Annotated in this window: 14 protein-coding genes, 3 tRNA genes and 1 pseudogene; 13 read left to right on the top strand and 5 right to left on the bottom strand. The window is 54.4% G+C overall.

Translation table 11 applies throughout. The annotated features are described in order from the left end of the window. Nucleotides 1-157: 157 nt before the first annotated feature. Nucleotides 158-1,084, bottom strand: a pseudogene (locus CFI10_RS11170) (OprD family outer membrane porin); the annotation flags it as partial. A gap of 83 nt (nucleotides 1,085-1,167) precedes the next feature. On the opposite strand from CFI10_RS11170, the gene CFI10_RS11165 reads away from it, so the two are divergent. After that, nucleotides 1,168-2,253, top strand: a complete 1,086-nt coding sequence (locus CFI10_RS11165) for an IS5 family transposase (RefSeq protein ID WP_206834486.1) — start codon at nucleotides 1,168-1,170, stop codon at nucleotides 2,251-2,253. Between the two features lie 116 nt (nucleotides 2,254-2,369). Here the strand turns inward: CFI10_RS11165 and CFI10_RS11160 are convergent, their stop codons facing one another. Further along, a complete protein-coding gene (locus CFI10_RS11160; protein WP_206834484.1) occupies nucleotides 2,370-2,675 on the bottom strand; it encodes an OprD family outer membrane porin in 306 nt (101 codons plus the stop codon). Between the two features lie 128 nt (nucleotides 2,676-2,803). Here CFI10_RS11160 and CFI10_RS11155 point away from each other — a divergent pair, with 128 nt between their 5' ends. The 6 genes from CFI10_RS11155 (at nucleotide 2,804) to CFI10_RS11130 (ending at nucleotide 6,852) form a co-directional block, all read left to right on the top strand. Next, nucleotides 2,804-4,561: a phosphoethanolamine transferase gene (locus CFI10_RS11155; protein WP_206834482.1), complete on the top strand. Its 1,758-nt coding sequence runs from the start codon at nucleotides 2,804-2,806 to the stop codon at nucleotides 4,559-4,561. Continuing rightward, a complete protein-coding gene (locus CFI10_RS11150) occupies nucleotides 4,558-4,929 on the top strand; it encodes a diacylglycerol kinase (protein ID WP_206834480.1) in 372 nt (123 codons plus the stop codon). The genes CFI10_RS11155 and CFI10_RS11150 overlap by 4 nt, the downstream gene beginning before the upstream one ends. An 81-nt stretch (nucleotides 4,930-5,010) precedes the next feature. Continuing rightward, the gene (gltX, locus tag CFI10_RS11145) at nucleotides 5,011-6,495 is read left to right on the top strand and encodes a glutamate--tRNA ligase (RefSeq protein ID WP_206834478.1); all 1,485 of its coding nucleotides are present in this window, start codon (nucleotides 5,011-5,013) and stop codon (nucleotides 6,493-6,495) included. Nucleotides 6,496-6,583: 88 nt separating this feature from the next. Further along, a tRNA-Ala gene (locus tag CFI10_RS11140) sits at nucleotides 6,584-6,659 on the top strand. A gap of 16 nt (nucleotides 6,660-6,675) precedes the next feature. Beyond that, nucleotides 6,676-6,751, top strand: a tRNA-Glu gene (locus CFI10_RS11135). A gap of 25 nt (nucleotides 6,752-6,776) precedes the next feature. Further along, nucleotides 6,777-6,852: transfer RNA gene (locus tag CFI10_RS11130), tRNA-Ala, on the top strand. A gap of 5 nt (nucleotides 6,853-6,857) precedes the next feature. Here the strand turns inward: CFI10_RS11130 and CFI10_RS11125 are convergent. Further along, the gene (locus tag CFI10_RS11125) at nucleotides 6,858-7,454 is read right to left on the bottom strand and encodes an indolepyruvate oxidoreductase subunit beta (protein ID WP_206834477.1); all 597 of its coding nucleotides are present in this window, start codon (nucleotides 7,452-7,454) and stop codon (nucleotides 6,858-6,860) included. After that, nucleotides 7,451-9,316 carry a thiamine pyrophosphate-dependent enzyme gene (locus tag CFI10_RS11120; RefSeq protein ID WP_206834476.1) on the bottom strand — a complete coding sequence of 622 codons (1,866 nt, stop codon included), beginning with the start codon at nucleotides 9,314-9,316 and terminating at the stop codon, nucleotides 7,451-7,453. Before CFI10_RS11120 ends, CFI10_RS11125 begins: the two co-directional genes overlap by 4 nt. A 186-nt stretch (nucleotides 9,317-9,502) precedes the next feature. On the opposite strand from CFI10_RS11120, the gene CFI10_RS11115 reads away from it, so the two are divergent. The 6 genes from CFI10_RS11115 (at nucleotide 9,503) to paaE (ending at nucleotide 14,341) form a co-directional block, all read left to right on the top strand. After that, complete coding sequence (locus CFI10_RS11115) at nucleotides 9,503-10,249, top strand: metallophosphoesterase (RefSeq protein ID WP_206834475.1); 747 nt, start codon at nucleotides 9,503-9,505, stop codon at nucleotides 10,247-10,249. 407 nt (nucleotides 10,250-10,656) lie between these two features. Continuing rightward, a complete protein-coding gene (gene paaA / locus CFI10_RS11110) occupies nucleotides 10,657-11,598 on the top strand; it encodes a 1,2-phenylacetyl-CoA epoxidase subunit PaaA (RefSeq protein WP_091823626.1) in 942 nt (313 codons plus the stop codon). 13 nt (nucleotides 11,599-11,611) lie between these two features. Continuing rightward, nucleotides 11,612-11,905 carry a 1,2-phenylacetyl-CoA epoxidase subunit PaaB gene (gene paaB, locus CFI10_RS11105; protein WP_091823623.1) on the top strand — a complete coding sequence of 98 codons (294 nt, stop codon included), beginning with the start codon at nucleotides 11,612-11,614 and terminating at the stop codon, nucleotides 11,903-11,905. 19 nt (nucleotides 11,906-11,924) lie between these two features. Continuing rightward, nucleotides 11,925-12,689: a 1,2-phenylacetyl-CoA epoxidase subunit PaaC gene (gene paaC / locus CFI10_RS11100; protein WP_206834474.1), complete on the top strand. Its 765-nt coding sequence runs from the start codon at nucleotides 11,925-11,927 to the stop codon at nucleotides 12,687-12,689. A 6-nt stretch (nucleotides 12,690-12,695) separates the two neighbouring features. Beyond that, nucleotides 12,696-13,235, top strand: a complete 540-nt coding sequence (gene paaD / locus CFI10_RS11095; RefSeq protein WP_091823617.1) for a 1,2-phenylacetyl-CoA epoxidase subunit PaaD — start codon at nucleotides 12,696-12,698, stop codon at nucleotides 13,233-13,235. A gap of 8 nt (nucleotides 13,236-13,243) precedes the next feature. After that, on the top strand, nucleotides 13,244-14,341 hold the full coding sequence (paaE, locus tag CFI10_RS11090) for a 1,2-phenylacetyl-CoA epoxidase subunit PaaE (protein ID WP_091823614.1): 1,098 nt from the start codon (nucleotides 13,244-13,246) through the stop codon (nucleotides 14,339-14,341). 53 nt (nucleotides 14,342-14,394) lie between these two features. On the opposite strand, the gene CFI10_RS11085 is transcribed toward paaE, so the two are convergent. After that, the gene (locus tag CFI10_RS11085; RefSeq protein ID WP_206834473.1) at nucleotides 14,395-15,003 is read right to left on the bottom strand and encodes a peptidylprolyl isomerase; all 609 of its coding nucleotides are present in this window, start codon (nucleotides 15,001-15,003) and stop codon (nucleotides 14,395-14,397) included. Nucleotides 15,004-15,030 lie beyond the last annotated feature (27 nt).

Here is a 15,030-nt window from a genome sequence, read left to right as displayed (position 1 = left end):
AGTGTCGAGTGTTTGTGGTGCCTGAGCTGAGTTCATTACTGCCTGTTCTGTTCAATTCAAGGCGGCTACTATAACACAGCTGGCAGGATGATTTGGCGGGGCGCAGAGACAAAACAGGCCCCAAAGGGGCCTGTAAAAAGAGGATGCTGACAGGTGATCAGAAAGCGCTGAAGCCGTAGTTGGCGATCAGGCGTACCTCGTCGACGTTGTCGAACTGCTCACTTTCAATGTGAGCAATGCGTGCACGCAGTGAAAGGCCTTCAAGCGTTCCGCCCTGAATTGTATATCGGGCCTCAAGATCGGTTTCGCTTTCTTTGGCATCTGACTGGGTGCTGGTATCAATATCCCAACCTTCGGTATGACGTGCCATCAGACTCAGTCCCGGTACAGATGCGACATTGTAGTCGGCGCGAACCTGCAGTGACTGTTCATCCGCACTGTTGAAGTCCAGATATTGAACGGAGTTCCAGACCATCAGGATGTTGTTGTCGTTGTTAAAGCCATCCCAGCTGTAGTCATAACCATCATCGCCACCTATGTTCTGGTAGGACAGCGTCATGGTTAGGTCGCCGGTCGTGTAGCGGCCTGCAAGGTTGAACAGGCTGGATTGATAGTCACGGCCGTAAAGGTCACCGTCATCCGTGCCGTAGTAATAGTGTGCATCTACCAGAATATTGTCGCCGTTGTTCAGTTCAAACGGATAGGACGCGTTCAGGTAGGTCTGACGCAGGTAGTCATCAGCGATGCCGTGAGCTGCCTGGACGCTCAGGCCGTTATTGAAGCTGTAGCTGCCGCCGAGTACGTACAGGTCGTACTCTTCGCCGTTGGCTTCATACTTGTCAAAGTCAGTCTCGGCCATGTTGACAGCACGATCACTGTAGATGGCATAAAGATCAGCGCCGCCCACTTGAGTATCCAGTTTGATCGCCTGGGTCGAGCTGGGGGTTGAGCGAGAGTCGTCATCGTATAGCAGAGGAGTCGTGAGAACCATGCGACCCGCACGCAGCTCGGTGACGTCACCCAATTTCAGTTTGATGAATGCCTGGCCCAGTTTGGCATAGCTCTCGGTATCATCGCCATCGGCTTTAGCAGGCTGTTGATTTTCTACCCCACAAAATGGGGCCTTGGTAGACTATCCGCATCAATAACCGACTGACACGACCCAATATGCGCGGCGAAGACATCATTCAGGAGTCATTGTTCACGACCGTCCATCTGGACACCTTCGTTCCCAGTGAACACCCATTACGACCGATTCGGCAACTGATCGATGAGGCCATGAAGCGGCTCAACTGGCTATTTGATCAGATCTACGCCGAAGGTGGCCGTCAGTCGATCCCGCCTGAGCGTCTGATTCGTGCACAGCTGTTGCAAGTCCTGTTCTCGATTCGCAGTGAACGGCAGCTGGTAGAACAGATCAGCTACAACCTGCTGTACCGCTGGTTCGTTGGGCTGACCATTGATGACCTGGTATGGCACCACTCAAGTTTCAGCACCAACCGGGATCGACTGCTGGAGCATGATGTCGTTACTCATCTGTTTGAAGAGGTGGTCAGTCTGGCACGGGAGCGCAGTCTGCTTTCAGACGAGCATTTCAGCGTCGATGGGACGCTGATCCAGGCCTGGGCATCACAGAAGAGCTTTCGCCGTAAGGACGGTACGGGCAATACAGATGACGATGGTCCTGCCGGACGCAATGCTGAACGCAACTTCAGGGGTGAGAAGCGCAGTAATGAGACCCACGCATCTACCACAGATCCAGAGGCTCGACTGGCCAAGAAGTCGCGGGGTAGTGAGTCACGCATGGCGTACATGGGGCACACGGTCATGGAAAATCGCAATGGCCTGATTGTGAAGGCGGCGGCCAGCCTCGCAACAGGTACGGCTGAACGCGATGTTGCAGCTGAACTGCTGGCCAGGCTGCAGGGCAGTCATCGCAAAACGGTGGGGGCTGACAAAAACTACGATACCCAGGGCTTTGTTTCGGCTTGTCGAAAGATGAAGATAACGCCCCATGTGGCACGAAATGAAAGCCGACCTGGGGGCTCCGCGATTGATGGGCGTACCAGTCGCCATGCGGGTTACACAATCAGCATGCGTCAACGAAAGCGGGTAGAAGAACCCTTTGGCTGGGGTAAAACCATTGGACCCATCCGGCAAGTGATGATGCGCGGTCGGGAGAAGGTTCACAGCCTGTTCCAGTTCACGATGATGGGTTGGAACCTGGTCCGCATGCGCAATCTACAGGGATAGTCCTCTTGAAGGCCCGGAATGGCTGCTGAGCACCGAATATATAGTCCAAAATGGCTAAAAACACGATTCAGCGGCGCCAAAATTGATCAAAAAACAAACATGGCTGTTGAAGTCTGTCAGATTTTCAACAGCCTGTTAAGCATGCCAATGCTTTCATCGCCACCGCGGCCATCCAGTTTGAGGGCTCCAAACAGGGAGGCGTCAAAGCCGATAACATCGTTGATATAGGGAGAAACATAATCAATGCGCACGGCCTGAGAAGCGGCTACACGGTCTTCTGCGGTTCCCTGACGAAAGTCGCGATTGAAGTAAAGCGTACGCAGGTTGATATCCAGGCTTGGCTCATTGGCAAAGGCAGCTGGTGTGGCGATCATGCCGCAACTGGCCAATGCAATGGCGAGTGGTTTTTTGAGTGTATTCATCGTGGCTGTACCCTGTTGAATGAGAGGGTCTGCAGAGTTGTGTTCGCCAAATTTGGTATTGGCAGCAGACTGAACGGGGCGCAGTGTAATAAAATGCACCTTTGAGCTCAAACGTGTGGTGTTAGACCTTGTCTGTATTTAAAGCCTTATCCAGGCCCCTGCTGGGGTTGCCGGTAGCGATCATTTTTCTTTTGCTGCTCGATCTTCTGTTGGTGCGAGATTTGGCATGGACGCTGGAGAACTATCAGGGCAAGCGCTTCTGGGTCAATTTTGGCATCAGTGCTTTTGTGCTTTGGGCGCTGTTGTTCAATATCCGCGGCTATTGGAACCTGCACCGCCGCACTGCAGTCGCCTTGTTGGCTGGCGTGGCCATTGCCTATTTCGCCCAAAGTGCCTACTTCGGCGTATACCGCAAGTTTGTAACGGTATTTGATTTCCGTTTTTTTGCCACTGACCCCCTTATGACCGTTGAGTTGTGGCTGGAGCACGGTACCTTTCTGCGTCCTGTTCTGGCGGCAGGGCTCGCCTGTATGGTGTTGTATCTGATTATGCGCCAGCCGGCCTCCCCTCGTCGCTGGCTGCGCTGGAGTAAGGGTGGGTTGGGTGTTGCGCTGTTTTTACTGGTGACTCTCAACTGGTATGGCGCACCTCATTTCCAGCTTTCACCGGTGGCCTATGCCGGTAATCTGATCAGTGCAGTCGAGTTCAATTACAACCGGGATAACTACCCGCCAAAACCCACGCTGAATTACCGCGAGCAGGTGCCTGAAGGAGCGCCATCGCTGGTGTTTGTGATCGGCGAGTCACTGAACGTGAATCATATGGGGGTTTATGGCTATGAGCGTGCGACAACACCGAATCTGAGCCGGCTGCAGCAGGAGCAAAAGCTGGTCGCCATGCGCAATGCGGTGAGTATTGGTCCACGCACGTTAACCTCGGTTCCCTACATGTTGACTGGGTTGCAGGGCGTTGACCCGCACGGGGTGATCTACTCCGTGCCGACTCTGTTCAATTATGCGAAAAGTGCGGGCTATGTCACCGCACTGATCACGGCGCAGGATTTCCAGTGGCGGAATACAGATAAACTTTTTGTTGATCAGGATATGGATCACTTTGAGCAGGGCAGTCATTTCAGCGCTGACGTCAGTGTGTCGATTGGTGCTGACGATCGGGTGGTGCTGGAAAAAGGTATCAAGCCCTGGCTGCAACGCCAGTCAGAAGATGAGCGTCCCTTCATGCTGGTGGTTCAGATGAGCGGCAGCCACACTCCGTTTTCTCGACAGGTACCGGCCGATATGAAGCAGTTCTTGCCGGAAGAAAACCCCAACAGCATCAACGCCTATGACAACACAGTGTGGTACACCGATCTTGTTCTAAATGAACTTTTTCAGGCAGTAAGAGCCGAGAAGCCGAACAGCTGGATCTTTTACTCATCCGATCACGGGGAGCATGTGACCGGAAAGGGTGGCGCATTTCATGGCGATTTTCAGGATGAGGTGACACACAACAGTTTTCTGGTTTTCCCGCCTGCATCACATTATGAAACGGTTATTGGCAAGGTGGATGCTCCGCTGTCACAGGCAGACATTTTCGCTACTCTGCTGGAACTGATGCAAGTGGAACCGGTGACACCTATTGATGGCTTGAGCCTGTTGGGGGACATTCCTGAAGATCGGATACGAATTGTCACGGCGTTTATGAAAACTCTGCATAATGACCCGCGGGCTGCGCTGGTATTCCCGGATCGTAGTATCTGGGAAGTGGATTTTGAACGCAGTAATGTACGCTTGGCCGATGGGGAGAGAGTGATTCCCTACCGCCAGATGGATGAGCAGTACCGTCAGATGTTCGACCGTCGAATTAATGCAGGGAAAACAAGCGAATGATCATAACCAAAACCACGGGGCTGGCGAGGTTTTATTACGCCACCCGCTATTCAATCAAGGGGCTGCGAGCCGCCTATCGCAGTGAGCCGGCATTTCGGTATGAGCTGTGGGCGGCAGCATTGCTGTTGCCACTGGCATTCTGGCTGGCTCAATCCGGCTTGCAGCTGGGACTTTTGATCAGCTCACTGCTGTTTGTGCTGATCATGGAGCTGATCAATACTGCCATAGAAGCGGTGGTCGACCGTGCCGGTACCGAGTTCCATGCTTTGGCCGGCCTGGCCAAGGATCTTGGATCGGCAGCGGTGTTGCTGGCGCTGTTCGTTACGGCTTTGATCTGGGGCGGTATCGCCTGGGACAACTTCAGCTGACGCTCCTGCATGGCAGCCTGCCTGCCTTGCGCGTTATAATGCCGCGTTTAACTCACCCCATTACAGGATCGAGTCACCATCATGACTGTTCGTACCCGTGTAGCACCGTCACCTACTGGCGATCCCCACGTAGGCACCGCCTATATTGCACTGTTTAACCTCGCTTTTGCCCGTCAGCATGGCGGTCAGTTCATTCTGCGTATTGAAGATACCGACCAAACCCGCAGTACGGCCGAGTCTGAACAGGCGATCCTGGACTCGTTGCGCTGGCTGGGGCTGGAGTGGGACGAAGGCCCAGACGTGGGCGGTCCACATGGTCCTTATCGCCAGAGCGAACGTAAGGATATGTACAAGGACTTTGCCATGCGTCTGGTGGAAGAGGGCACGGCGTTTCTCTGCTTCCGTAACGCAGAGGAGCTGGATGAGCTGCGCGAAACTCGTCGTGCCGATGGCAAGCATACAGCACTGAAACAGAGTGACCTTGAGTTGCCGCAGGACGAAGTCGAGCGTCGCATGGCGGCGGGAATGCCCTATGTGGTCCGCATGAAGGTGCCCGAAGAGGGTGTCTGTGTGATTGACGACATGCTGCGCGGCCCGATCGAGCTGGATTGGGGGCAGGTTGATGCTCAGATTCTGCTCAAGTCCGATGGCATGCCGACCTACCATCTGGCCAACGTAGTCGATGACCATCTAATGCAGATCACTCACGTGATTCGTGGCGAAGAGTGGATCAACTCAGCACCCAAGCACAAGCTGCTGTACCAGTACTTTGGTTGGGAGATGCCGCAGTTGTGCCACATGCCGCTGCTGCGCAACCCGGACAAATCCAAGCTGTCCAAGCGCAAGAACCCGACCAGCATTCTGTACTATCAGCGCATGGGCTACCTGCCGGAAGCGCTGCTGAACTATCTCGGTCGCATGGGTTGGTCCATGCCGGATGAGCGTGAAAAGTTCAACCGTGACGAGATGTTTGCGAACTTCGATATTCAGCGTGTGTCTTTGGGCGGGCCCGTATTCGATCAGGAAAAGCTGAGCTGGCTCAATGGCCTTTGGATTCGTGAAGAGCTGAGCCCAGAGCAGTTTGCGGCACAGGTACAGAAGTGGGCGTTGAACCCCGAGTATCTGGCGCAGATCATTCCGCTGATTCAGCCACGCGTCGAGAAATTTACTGACATCGCGCCGCTGGCTGGGTTCTTCCTCAGTGGAATGCTGTCGATCACCGAGGCGGATTTTGAGCACAAGAAAATCGAGCTTGATGAGGTGCGTCGCATCCTGCAGTTCAGTGTTTGGCATATGGATCAGCAAGGCCATTGGGACCGTGACAGCCTGTTCGCCGAGTTGAAACAACTGGCCGATGGTATGGAAATCAAAATTCGTGATTTCCTGTTCCCGCTGTTCGTAGCCATATCCGGTACGGCACAAAGTGTTTCAGTGGTGGATGCCATGTCTATTTTGGGACCGGATATGAGCCGCGCCCGTCTGCGCCATGCGCTTGAAGTAGTGGGTACGCCGTCCAAGAAGGAAACCAAGCGTCTCGAAAAGGAATACAAGGCGCTAACTGACTGATTCAGTTGTGCAAATTGTCAAATTTACTGCAAGAAAACGTTTGACAGCACAGGGTGGGGCCATTACTATACGCCCCGTCCTTTGACGAGGGGCCTTAGCTCAGCTGGGAGAGCGCAACACTGGCAGTGTTGAGGTCAGCGGTTCGATCCCGCTAGGCTCCACCAAATCGTCATACACTGCGTCCCATTCGTCTAGTGGCCTAGGACACCGCCCTTTCACGGCGGTAACAGGGGTTCGAACCCCCTATGGGACGCCATTTTTACAGGCATTCGCCTGATTGTGGGGCCTTAGCTCAGCTGGGAGAGCGCAACACTGGCAGTGTTGAGGTCAGCGGTTCGATCCCGCTAGGCTCCACCATCCTCTTATATCTTTCCAGGTTCTCTGTAACCGGCATCAAATGCCTGCTCATTAAGAGTCAGCATTTTTCCACCCTTGTTGGCAAAACGGTCCAGCAAAGCCTGTTTCAGCAAGCCGCTGTCGAAAGGCAGATGTCTGGCTGCGGCACCGAGCATCAGGCTGTTTACCAATCGACGATCCCCCATGCCAATGGCCATATCCCCGGCATTCAAGCTGCTGACGCTAATCGGATACCGGGCCAGCTGTTCCAGTGGTGCATCCGGATATTCAAACAACCCTAAAGATACAACCGGTGGAGTTTGTGCAAAGGTGTTTACCAGTGCAGCTGCACCTGTGCGCAGATGTCCCGCCCAGCGCAGTGCCTCAGCTGGCTCGAACGCCAGTAGCAAGTCGGCGTGTCCGGGTGTGATGGAAGGGGAGTACACGTGCTCACCAAAGCGGACGTGGGAGGTTACAACACCACCGCGCTGTGCCATGCCTGCTACCTCTGTCTTTTTCACATCATGGCCGGCGCGAATGGCAGTCTGAGCAATAATGTCCGCAGCGGTCATGACGCCTTGTCCGCCAATTCCGGCCACCAGTATATTGGTTACGTAGCTCATGCACTTACCTCCACGGCATTGATTCGGCTGTCGCGGCTTAGCGGAATGATGGCATCCGGGCCGCAGGTGTTGATGCAAAGATTGCATCCGGTACAGGCTGCGCTGTCGATTTTCACGAATGCCAGTTGCTTTTCACGACCGTTGGGTTTGATCACCGTTTCACGCCGTTCAACCAGAATGGCCGGGCAGCCTACATCAAGGCAGTTGCTGCAGCCGGTACACCTGTCGGCATCTACCGCCAGAACCGGTTGTTGTCGGTAACGCTCGGTAAGGACGCAGGGCTGATTGGTGATGATGACCGACGGCCCGGTTTGTTTGACCTCTTCGCGCAACGCCTTGAACAGTACAGGCAGTTCATATGGGTTTACCTCATGGATTCGCGCTGGTTTGACACCCAGGGCCTCACACAGCTTTCTGAAATCTACCTGTATGGTTTCCTCGCCATGAAGATCAAGGCCTGAAGAGGGAGCGTTCTGTCCACCGGTCATCCCAACTGCTCGGTTGTCCAGCAGCAGGATGGTAACGTTGCCACGGTTGTAGGTGATGTCCAGCAGTCCCTGCATACCCATATGCAGGAATGTGGAATCGCCGATGACCGCAATGACATTCTTGTTTTGATCCGCTTCACTGCGCCCCTTGTCGATCCCTTGGGCAACGCTTAGTGAAGCCCCCATGCTGATGCAGGTATCCAGTGCATTCCATGGCTGGCCGGCCCCCAGCGTGTAGCAACCGATGTCGCCGGAGATAATGGTGTTTTTAACGTGTGCGAGGCAGTAGTAGATGCCCATGTGAGGGCAGGCGACGCACAGGGTTGGTGGGCGCGGAAACAGGTCGTTTTGAGTGGCAGGGGCAGTGGTGCAGGTGTCACCGGTGAGCTGGGCCAATGCGGGCCTTAGTACGGAAGGTGTCAGTTCTCCGATACGGGGCAGGATATCCTTACCGCTGAGCTGGATGCCGGCCGCTTTCAACTCGGTTTCGAGCAGGGGTTCGACCTCTTCTGCCACAATAAGCTGGTCAACCTCTTGGGCAAAGGCTCTGATTGTTTCAATGGGGGCGGGGTGGCTAAGCCCAAGCTTCAGAACGGGAGCTTCCGGAAATGTTTCGCGTACATGGCAATAGGCGGCTCCCGAGGTGACAAAGCCAATCCGCCGATCCTGGCCTGGCTCGAACCGGTTCAGTTCACAGCTTTCTGAAAATTGCGCCAACTCTTTATCGCGTTGCATCATCAACGGTATGCGGTTGCGTGCGTTGCCCGGCACCATTACGTAGCGGCTGCTGTCCTTATTGAAGAACCGTGCAACCGTTTTTTCGGACGCATCGGTTCGGACCAGTCCCTTTACGTGGCAGATACGGGTGGTTAGGCGCAGCAGCACGGGTACTGAAAACTGTTCTGACAGGCTGAAAGCAAAGCGGGTCATGCTGTAGGCTTCCTGCGCGTCACAAGGCTCAAGCACCGGAATATGGGCGAACCGACCCCAGTAGCGAGAGTCTTGCTCATTCTGTGAGGAAGAGAGCCCCACATCATCCGCCACTGCAATGACCAGTCCGCCAACCGCGCCAATCAGTGTTTGAGTCATCAAAGCATCGGATGCCACGTTGAGTCCGACGTGCTTCATGGCGCAAAGGGCCCGGCTTCCGGCCAGCGAAGCGCCAATTGCGACCTCAAGTGACACCTTTTCGTTGATCGACCACTCTGAGTAGACCGTTGGATAGGCTGATAGATATTCCAGTATTTCGGTGGATGGTGTCCCGGGGTAGGCTGCTGCCACACGGCAATCGGCATCGCGGGCAGCCATCGCTACCGCTTCGTTGCCGGAAATGAATATGGCCTGTGGGTTACGTACCTGTTCGGCGGCGGTCATTGGGCGCTCCATGACAAGATGATATTTTTTATTAAAGGTCTTGTTCGAAAATGAATCATGTTTCGAGTGTAGAGCTGCAGCCACGGGCGTATACGGATCTGGATCAATAAAGCGTGAATGTGGCACATTAGCCAATAGCAGCGCGGCGAAGAGCGTTGATGTCGATCATCAGGGAGCGGGAATGTTATGAATGTAATCCAGCATGTGGCAGCTAATCAGCGTGGGCGCGATTTTGTGGTGGGTGATATTCACGGCTGGTACGGGCCCTTAATGGCTGAGCTGGAGGCGGTCTGTTTTGACCCTGCCCGGGATCGGCTGTTTTCAGTAGGGGACTTGATCAATCGAGGGCCGGATTCAGAACGTTGCCTGCTGTTGACTCAAGAGCCCTGGTTTTTTGCGGTGCGCGGAAATCACGAGCAAATATTGTTCAACTGGCTGAAACAGCCTGAGGCGGTGGATGTGGAAACATGGCTGCGATACGGCGGCAGAGCTTGGTTGGGCACCGGTCCGGAACACTACTTTGCTCGCCATGCCAAGCTGCGCCAGCATGCTGAGATGCTGGCAGAGCAAATGCCCTGGGTAATTGAGCTTGAGGTGGGTGATGGGCGCAGAATCGGCATCTCACACAGCACCTTCCCGCTGGATGAATGGGAAGACCTCGCCCTGAGGCTACCGTTTGAGCCTGCGTTGCAGGAAGCCTTGTTGTGGGAACGCCCCATTAAGCAGCCTGAATTTGTCCACCATGTGGAGGGGATCGACCTGACGGTACATGGCCATGTGGTTGTGCCAAGGGTCGAGCGACGTGGCAACGGCATATATATTGATACGGGGGCTGCGTTGTTTGAACAGCCGCTGAAGCCTGAAAGCCGTACTCATAACCCGCGTATTACGGCGATCGAACTCAGCGAATTGTTTGTGATTTCAGCTCACTGAACCGCAATCGGTGCGGTGTCACTCTTGAACTCAAGTCGTTTTCGGCACATCTGCAGTATCTGTTCGGCGATACCTTAACTGACGTGAATCAATTTCAGCATTGACTCGGAGCTACGCCCTCACTTGTCGTATTTATTGACTAGACTGATCCGTATGACTGCACCCGCAGTATCATTGCTTCAAGTGATACACTAATTCAAAAAAAGTTTTGTTTTTATGTATCATTTAAGTAGATTTGGTAGTACATTTAATCCATCGCATGTTGGTGAGCGTATCCTGTTGTATCTGTGCCTGAAGCGGTACAGCTAAACAGGCTGTAAGTGGCTAGAGCGATACAAAAAACACTCTGGCTTAGAGAAATAAGTTACACAGTGCGACAGAATGAACCAAGATCGGAGAGCAGAACGATGACGCCCGAAGAAAAGAATTTCATGCGTAAGATCGAAGCGGAAGAGAAGATCGAGCCCAAGGACTGGATGCCTGCGGAGTACCGCAAGAACCTGATCCGTCAGATCTCTCAGCACGCTCACTCTGAAGTGATCGGCATGCAGCCGGAAGGCAACTGGATCACCCGTGCACCGTCTCTGCGCCGCAAGGCGGTATTGCTGTCCAAGGTACAGGACGAAGCGGGACACGGCCTTTATCTCTACAGCGCAGCCGAAACCCTGGGTATTTCTCGTTCCGAAATGATCGAGCAGCTACAGACCGGTAAAGCCAAGTATTCCTCGATTTTCAACTACCCGACCCTGACCTGGGCTGATGTAGCGGCGATAGGTTGGCTGGTTGATGGTGCTGCCATCGTGAACCAGGTATCCCTGCAGCGTACCTCTTACGGTCCGTACTCACGCGGCATGATCCGTATCTGTAAGGAAGAGAGTTTCCACCAGCGTCAGGGCTATGAAGCCATGCTGGCTTTGGCCAAGGGTTCTCCGGAACAGAAGGCGATGGCTCAGGACGCCCTGAATCGCTTTTACTGGCCGGCCCTGATGATGTTTGGTCCGCACGACACCGAATCTGCCCACTCCCAGAAGTCCATGGAGTGGAAGATCAAGCGCGAGACCAATGACGATCTGCGCCAAAAATTTGTTGACCAGACCGTCAAGCAGATTGAAGTGCTGGGTCTTGACCACCCGGACGCCAACATCAAGTGGAACGAAGCGCGTGGCCACTACGACAGCAGCGATCTGAACTGGGACGAGTTCTGGAGTGTGATCAACGGTAACGGTCACTGCAACCGTCAGCGTATCGAGCACCATGTTGCCGCTCACGATGAAGGCGAATGGGTTCGTGACGCCATTACTGCATACAACGAAAAGAAACGCGCCAAAAAAGCACAGCGTGCAGCTTAAGAGGTAATTGGAAATGACAAAGCCAACAGAAAAACTGGAACTGTTTGAGGTTTTCGTACGCTCCAAGCGTGGTCTGGACCACAAACATGTCGGCAGTCTGCACGCTGAAGATCCTGAACAGGCACTGGAGTACGCCCGCGACTGCTACACCCGTCGCAGCGAAGGCGTCAGCCTGTGGGTCGTAAAGTCCAGCGACATCTGCGCCTCTCAGGAAGATGATGCGGATTGCTTCTACGATCCGAACGATGACAAGCCCTACCGTCACGCGACTTATTACGTACTGCCCGATCCCGTCAACAACATGTAATTGGTGAGGAGATAGAGTAATGAGTGACGCAATCAAGGCGGCAACGCTTGAATATGCCACCCGTCTGGGTGATGACTCCGTGGTTCTGGGCCACCGTATCTCCGAGTGGGTGAGCTACGGTCCGTTCCTCGAAGAAGACATCGCCTACGGCAATGTGGCACTGGACTACATCGGTCGTGCTCGCATGTTCTATACCTATGCAGCCGAGCTGGCCAACGATGGTCGCACCGAAGATGACTTCGCCTACATGCGCAGCGATCGTGAATACCGCAACCTGTTGTTGATGGAAATGCCCAAGGGTGATTTCGCCTACTCTCAGGTTCGTCAGCTGTTCGCGGATGTGTACTACACCATCATGCTGCCGCATCTGGAGCAGTCCAAGGACAAAACGCTGGCCGCAATCGCCTCCAAGGCGATCAAGGAAACCAAGTATCACCTGCGTCGCAGCCGCGATTGGGTACTGCGCTTGGGTGATGGTACTGAAGAGAGCCACAAGCGTACTCAAAAGGCCGTGGATGCACTCTGGGGTTACACCCACGAGATGTTCGACATGGATGAAACCGAGCAACTGCTGGCTGACAACGGTATCGGTGTCGACGTATCCAAGTTGCGTGATGAGTGGCACAAGATGGTCAACGATATTCTGACCGAAGCGACTCTGACCGTACCGGAAGACAGCTGGGCCGTACGTGGTGGTCGTACCGGCTACCACACCGAGAATCTGGGTCACATGTTGACCGAGATGCAGATCGTGCATCGCTCTCACCCCGGATGCCAGTGGTAACGCGCCATGAATGAAATCTCACTGATGCCGGAAGAGCAGTATCGCCGTTTGCAACAGCGCAACGCCCCGGACGTAAAGGAACTCTGGAATTTGCTCGATGAAGTGAAGGATCCCGAAGTCCCGGTACTGAGCATCTGGGATCTGGGGATTCTGCGTGACGTGGAGCGTGATGGTGACCGTATTGTGGTCACCATCACTCCGACTTACTCCGGCTGTCCGGCGATGAACACCATCACCGATGACGTGGTGGCTCAGCTCAACCGAAACGGTTATGACAAGGTCGAAGTCAAAATGACGCTGTCGCCGGCCTGGAGTTCGGAGTGGATGTCACCGGAAGGACGCCGCAAGCTGCGCAACTACGGCGTGGCACCGCCGGAAGATGCCGATATCGATGCGGATGGCCTGACCCCGGATGCCCATGCCAAGTGCCCGCACTGTGGCTCGCGCAACACCCGTCGGATAAGCGAGTTTGGCTCCACCGCCTGCAAGGCGCTGTTCCAGTGCAACGATTGCAACGAGCCTTTTGACTATTTTAAGAAGATATAGGTGAAGCGATGTCTGACACCAATTTCTACACGCTGAAAGTGGCCGAAGTCCAGCCTGAAACGGACTCGGCCATCTGCGTGACCTTTGAAGTACCTGAAGAACTGAAGCAGAAGTTCAAGTTTATCCAGGGCCAGTTCCTGACCCTGCGCGCCATGATTGATGGCGAAGATGTGCGTCGTTCCTACTCCATCTGCTCCGGCGTGAACGATGGCCACATGCGTGTCGGCATTAAGCGTGTACAGGATGGTCGTTTCTCCAACTACGCCAACGACCACTTCAAGCCGGGCGTTGAGGTTGAAGTCATGCCGCCTCAGGGCAGCTTCTACACCGAGCTGAACCCGGATAACGCCAAGAACTACATGTGCATCGCGGCGGGCTCCGGCATTACGCCGATGATCTCGATCATGAAGTCCGTGCTTTCAACCGAAGCCAACAGCAAAGTCACGCTGATCTACGGTAACCAGCGCAGCAATACCGTGATGTTCAAGGATGAGCTGAACTTCATCAAGAACCGTTATATGGATCGCTTCCAGTGGATCAATATTATGGACTATGAAGATCAGGGAGCGGATCTGCTAAACGGTCGCATCGACAACAAGAAAGGCTATGCACTGCAGAAGAGTGGCCTGATCGATATCAAGAGCACCGATGAAGCGTTCATTTGTGGTCCTGAGGCGATGATGACCGAAGTCTCTCGCGGCTTCCGTATGGAAGGTTTGAGCGACAGCCAGATTCACTACGAGCTCTTTGCTACTTCATCTGCAGACTCCAAGGAGATGCTGGAGAAAGCACAGGCGCGTGTAGCGCAGTATGGCGAAGACAAGATGAGCAAGGTGACCGTGGTTGCCGATGGTCGCTCGGTGATGTTCGACCTGGCTACCGTGGGCCAGAATATCCTGGATGCGGGTATGGATGCCGGTATGGACCTGCCGTACTCCTGCAAGGCCGGTGTGTGCTCCACCTGCAAGTGTAAACTGACCAAGGGTGAAGTGGAGATGGATATCTCCCATGGCTTGGAGCAGCACGAAATTGAAGCCGGTTACGTGCTCAGCTGTCAGGCACACCCGATCTCGGACGAGGTGGTGCTGGATTTCGATCAGCGCTGATACCGCGTCGGTTTATACCAGAACGCCCCGCCCAGTGCGGGGCGTTTGCGTTTCTACTCTTCGCTCGATGGGTTGCCGGTCGTGTTATCGGACATTGGTTCGACCATGCGCACGGCGCTTTCGATCACCACGGGTGTCAGCGGTACATCCCCGTGCATGCCCTGGCGGCCGGTTTTAACTGCACTGATTTCATCGATGGTGTCCATGCCGCTGATCACTTTACCGAACACGGTGTAACCGGTTGGTTCATTGCGGCCGTCAAGCCGAACGTTATCAGCTGTATTGATGAAGAACTGGGCTGTGGCGCTGTCCAGGTCCCGTGTGCGAGCCATGGCGATGGTGCCACGTTGGTTGCTCAAGCCGTTGCCCGACTCGTTCTTGATCGGCGCATCAGTTTCAACCTGCTCCATCTCGACCGTGAAGCCGCCACCCTGGAGCATGAAGCCCGGGATTACGCGATGAAAGATCAGGCCGTCATAGTGGCCCTTGTCCACGTATTGCAGGAAGTTTTTTGCAGTAATGGGGGCTTTGTCGGCGTTAATCTCCAATTCGATAGGGCCCAGTGTGGTGTTCAGTAAGACTCGAGGCATGGTGTCTTCAGCGTGGGCAGGCATAAAGGTGGCTGGCAGCAGTGCCAGGCCAAGCAGTAGTGGTTTGAGCATAGTGTCCTCCTTGGTTATCGCTGCGAT

The sequence above is a fragment of the Marinobacterium iners genome (assembly GCF_017310015.1).
GTDB classification, from domain to species: domain Bacteria; phylum Pseudomonadota; class Gammaproteobacteria; order Pseudomonadales; family Balneatricaceae; genus Marinobacterium; species Marinobacterium iners.
Note: the sequence above shows the minus strand (reverse complement) of the source record. Positions and strands in the feature narration are given on the sequence as shown.

Coding starts and splice junctions, on each gene's coding strand:
- CFI10_RS11165 (WP_206834486.1), top strand. CDS start 1,168: ATGCGCGGCGAAGACATCATTCAGGAGTCATTGTTCACGACCGTCCAT.
- CFI10_RS11160 (WP_206834484.1), bottom strand. CDS start 2,675: ATGAATACACTCAAAAAACCACTCGCCATTGCATTGGCCAGTTGCGGC.
- CFI10_RS11150 (WP_206834480.1), top strand. CDS start 4,558: ATGATCATAACCAAAACCACGGGGCTGGCGAGGTTTTATTACGCCACC.
- gltX (WP_206834478.1), top strand. CDS start 5,011: ATGACTGTTCGTACCCGTGTAGCACCGTCACCTACTGGCGATCCCCAC.
- CFI10_RS11125 (WP_206834477.1), bottom strand. CDS start 7,454: ATGAGCTACGTAACCAATATACTGGTGGCCGGAATTGGCGGACAAGGC.
- CFI10_RS11120 (WP_206834476.1), bottom strand. CDS start 9,316: ATGACCGCCGCCGAACAGGTACGTAACCCACAGGCCATATTCATTTCC.
- CFI10_RS11115 (WP_206834475.1), top strand. CDS start 9,503: ATGAATGTAATCCAGCATGTGGCAGCTAATCAGCGTGGGCGCGATTTT.
- paaA (WP_091823626.1), top strand. CDS start 10,657: ATGACGCCCGAAGAAAAGAATTTCATGCGTAAGATCGAAGCGGAAGAG.
- paaB (WP_091823623.1), top strand. CDS start 11,612: ATGACAAAGCCAACAGAAAAACTGGAACTGTTTGAGGTTTTCGTACGC.
- paaC (WP_206834474.1), top strand. CDS start 11,925: ATGAGTGACGCAATCAAGGCGGCAACGCTTGAATATGCCACCCGTCTG.
- paaD (WP_091823617.1), top strand. CDS start 12,696: ATGAATGAAATCTCACTGATGCCGGAAGAGCAGTATCGCCGTTTGCAA.
- paaE (WP_091823614.1), top strand. CDS start 13,244: ATGTCTGACACCAATTTCTACACGCTGAAAGTGGCCGAAGTCCAGCCT.
- CFI10_RS11085 (WP_206834473.1), bottom strand. CDS start 15,003: ATGCTCAAACCACTACTGCTTGGCCTGGCACTGCTGCCAGCCACCTTT.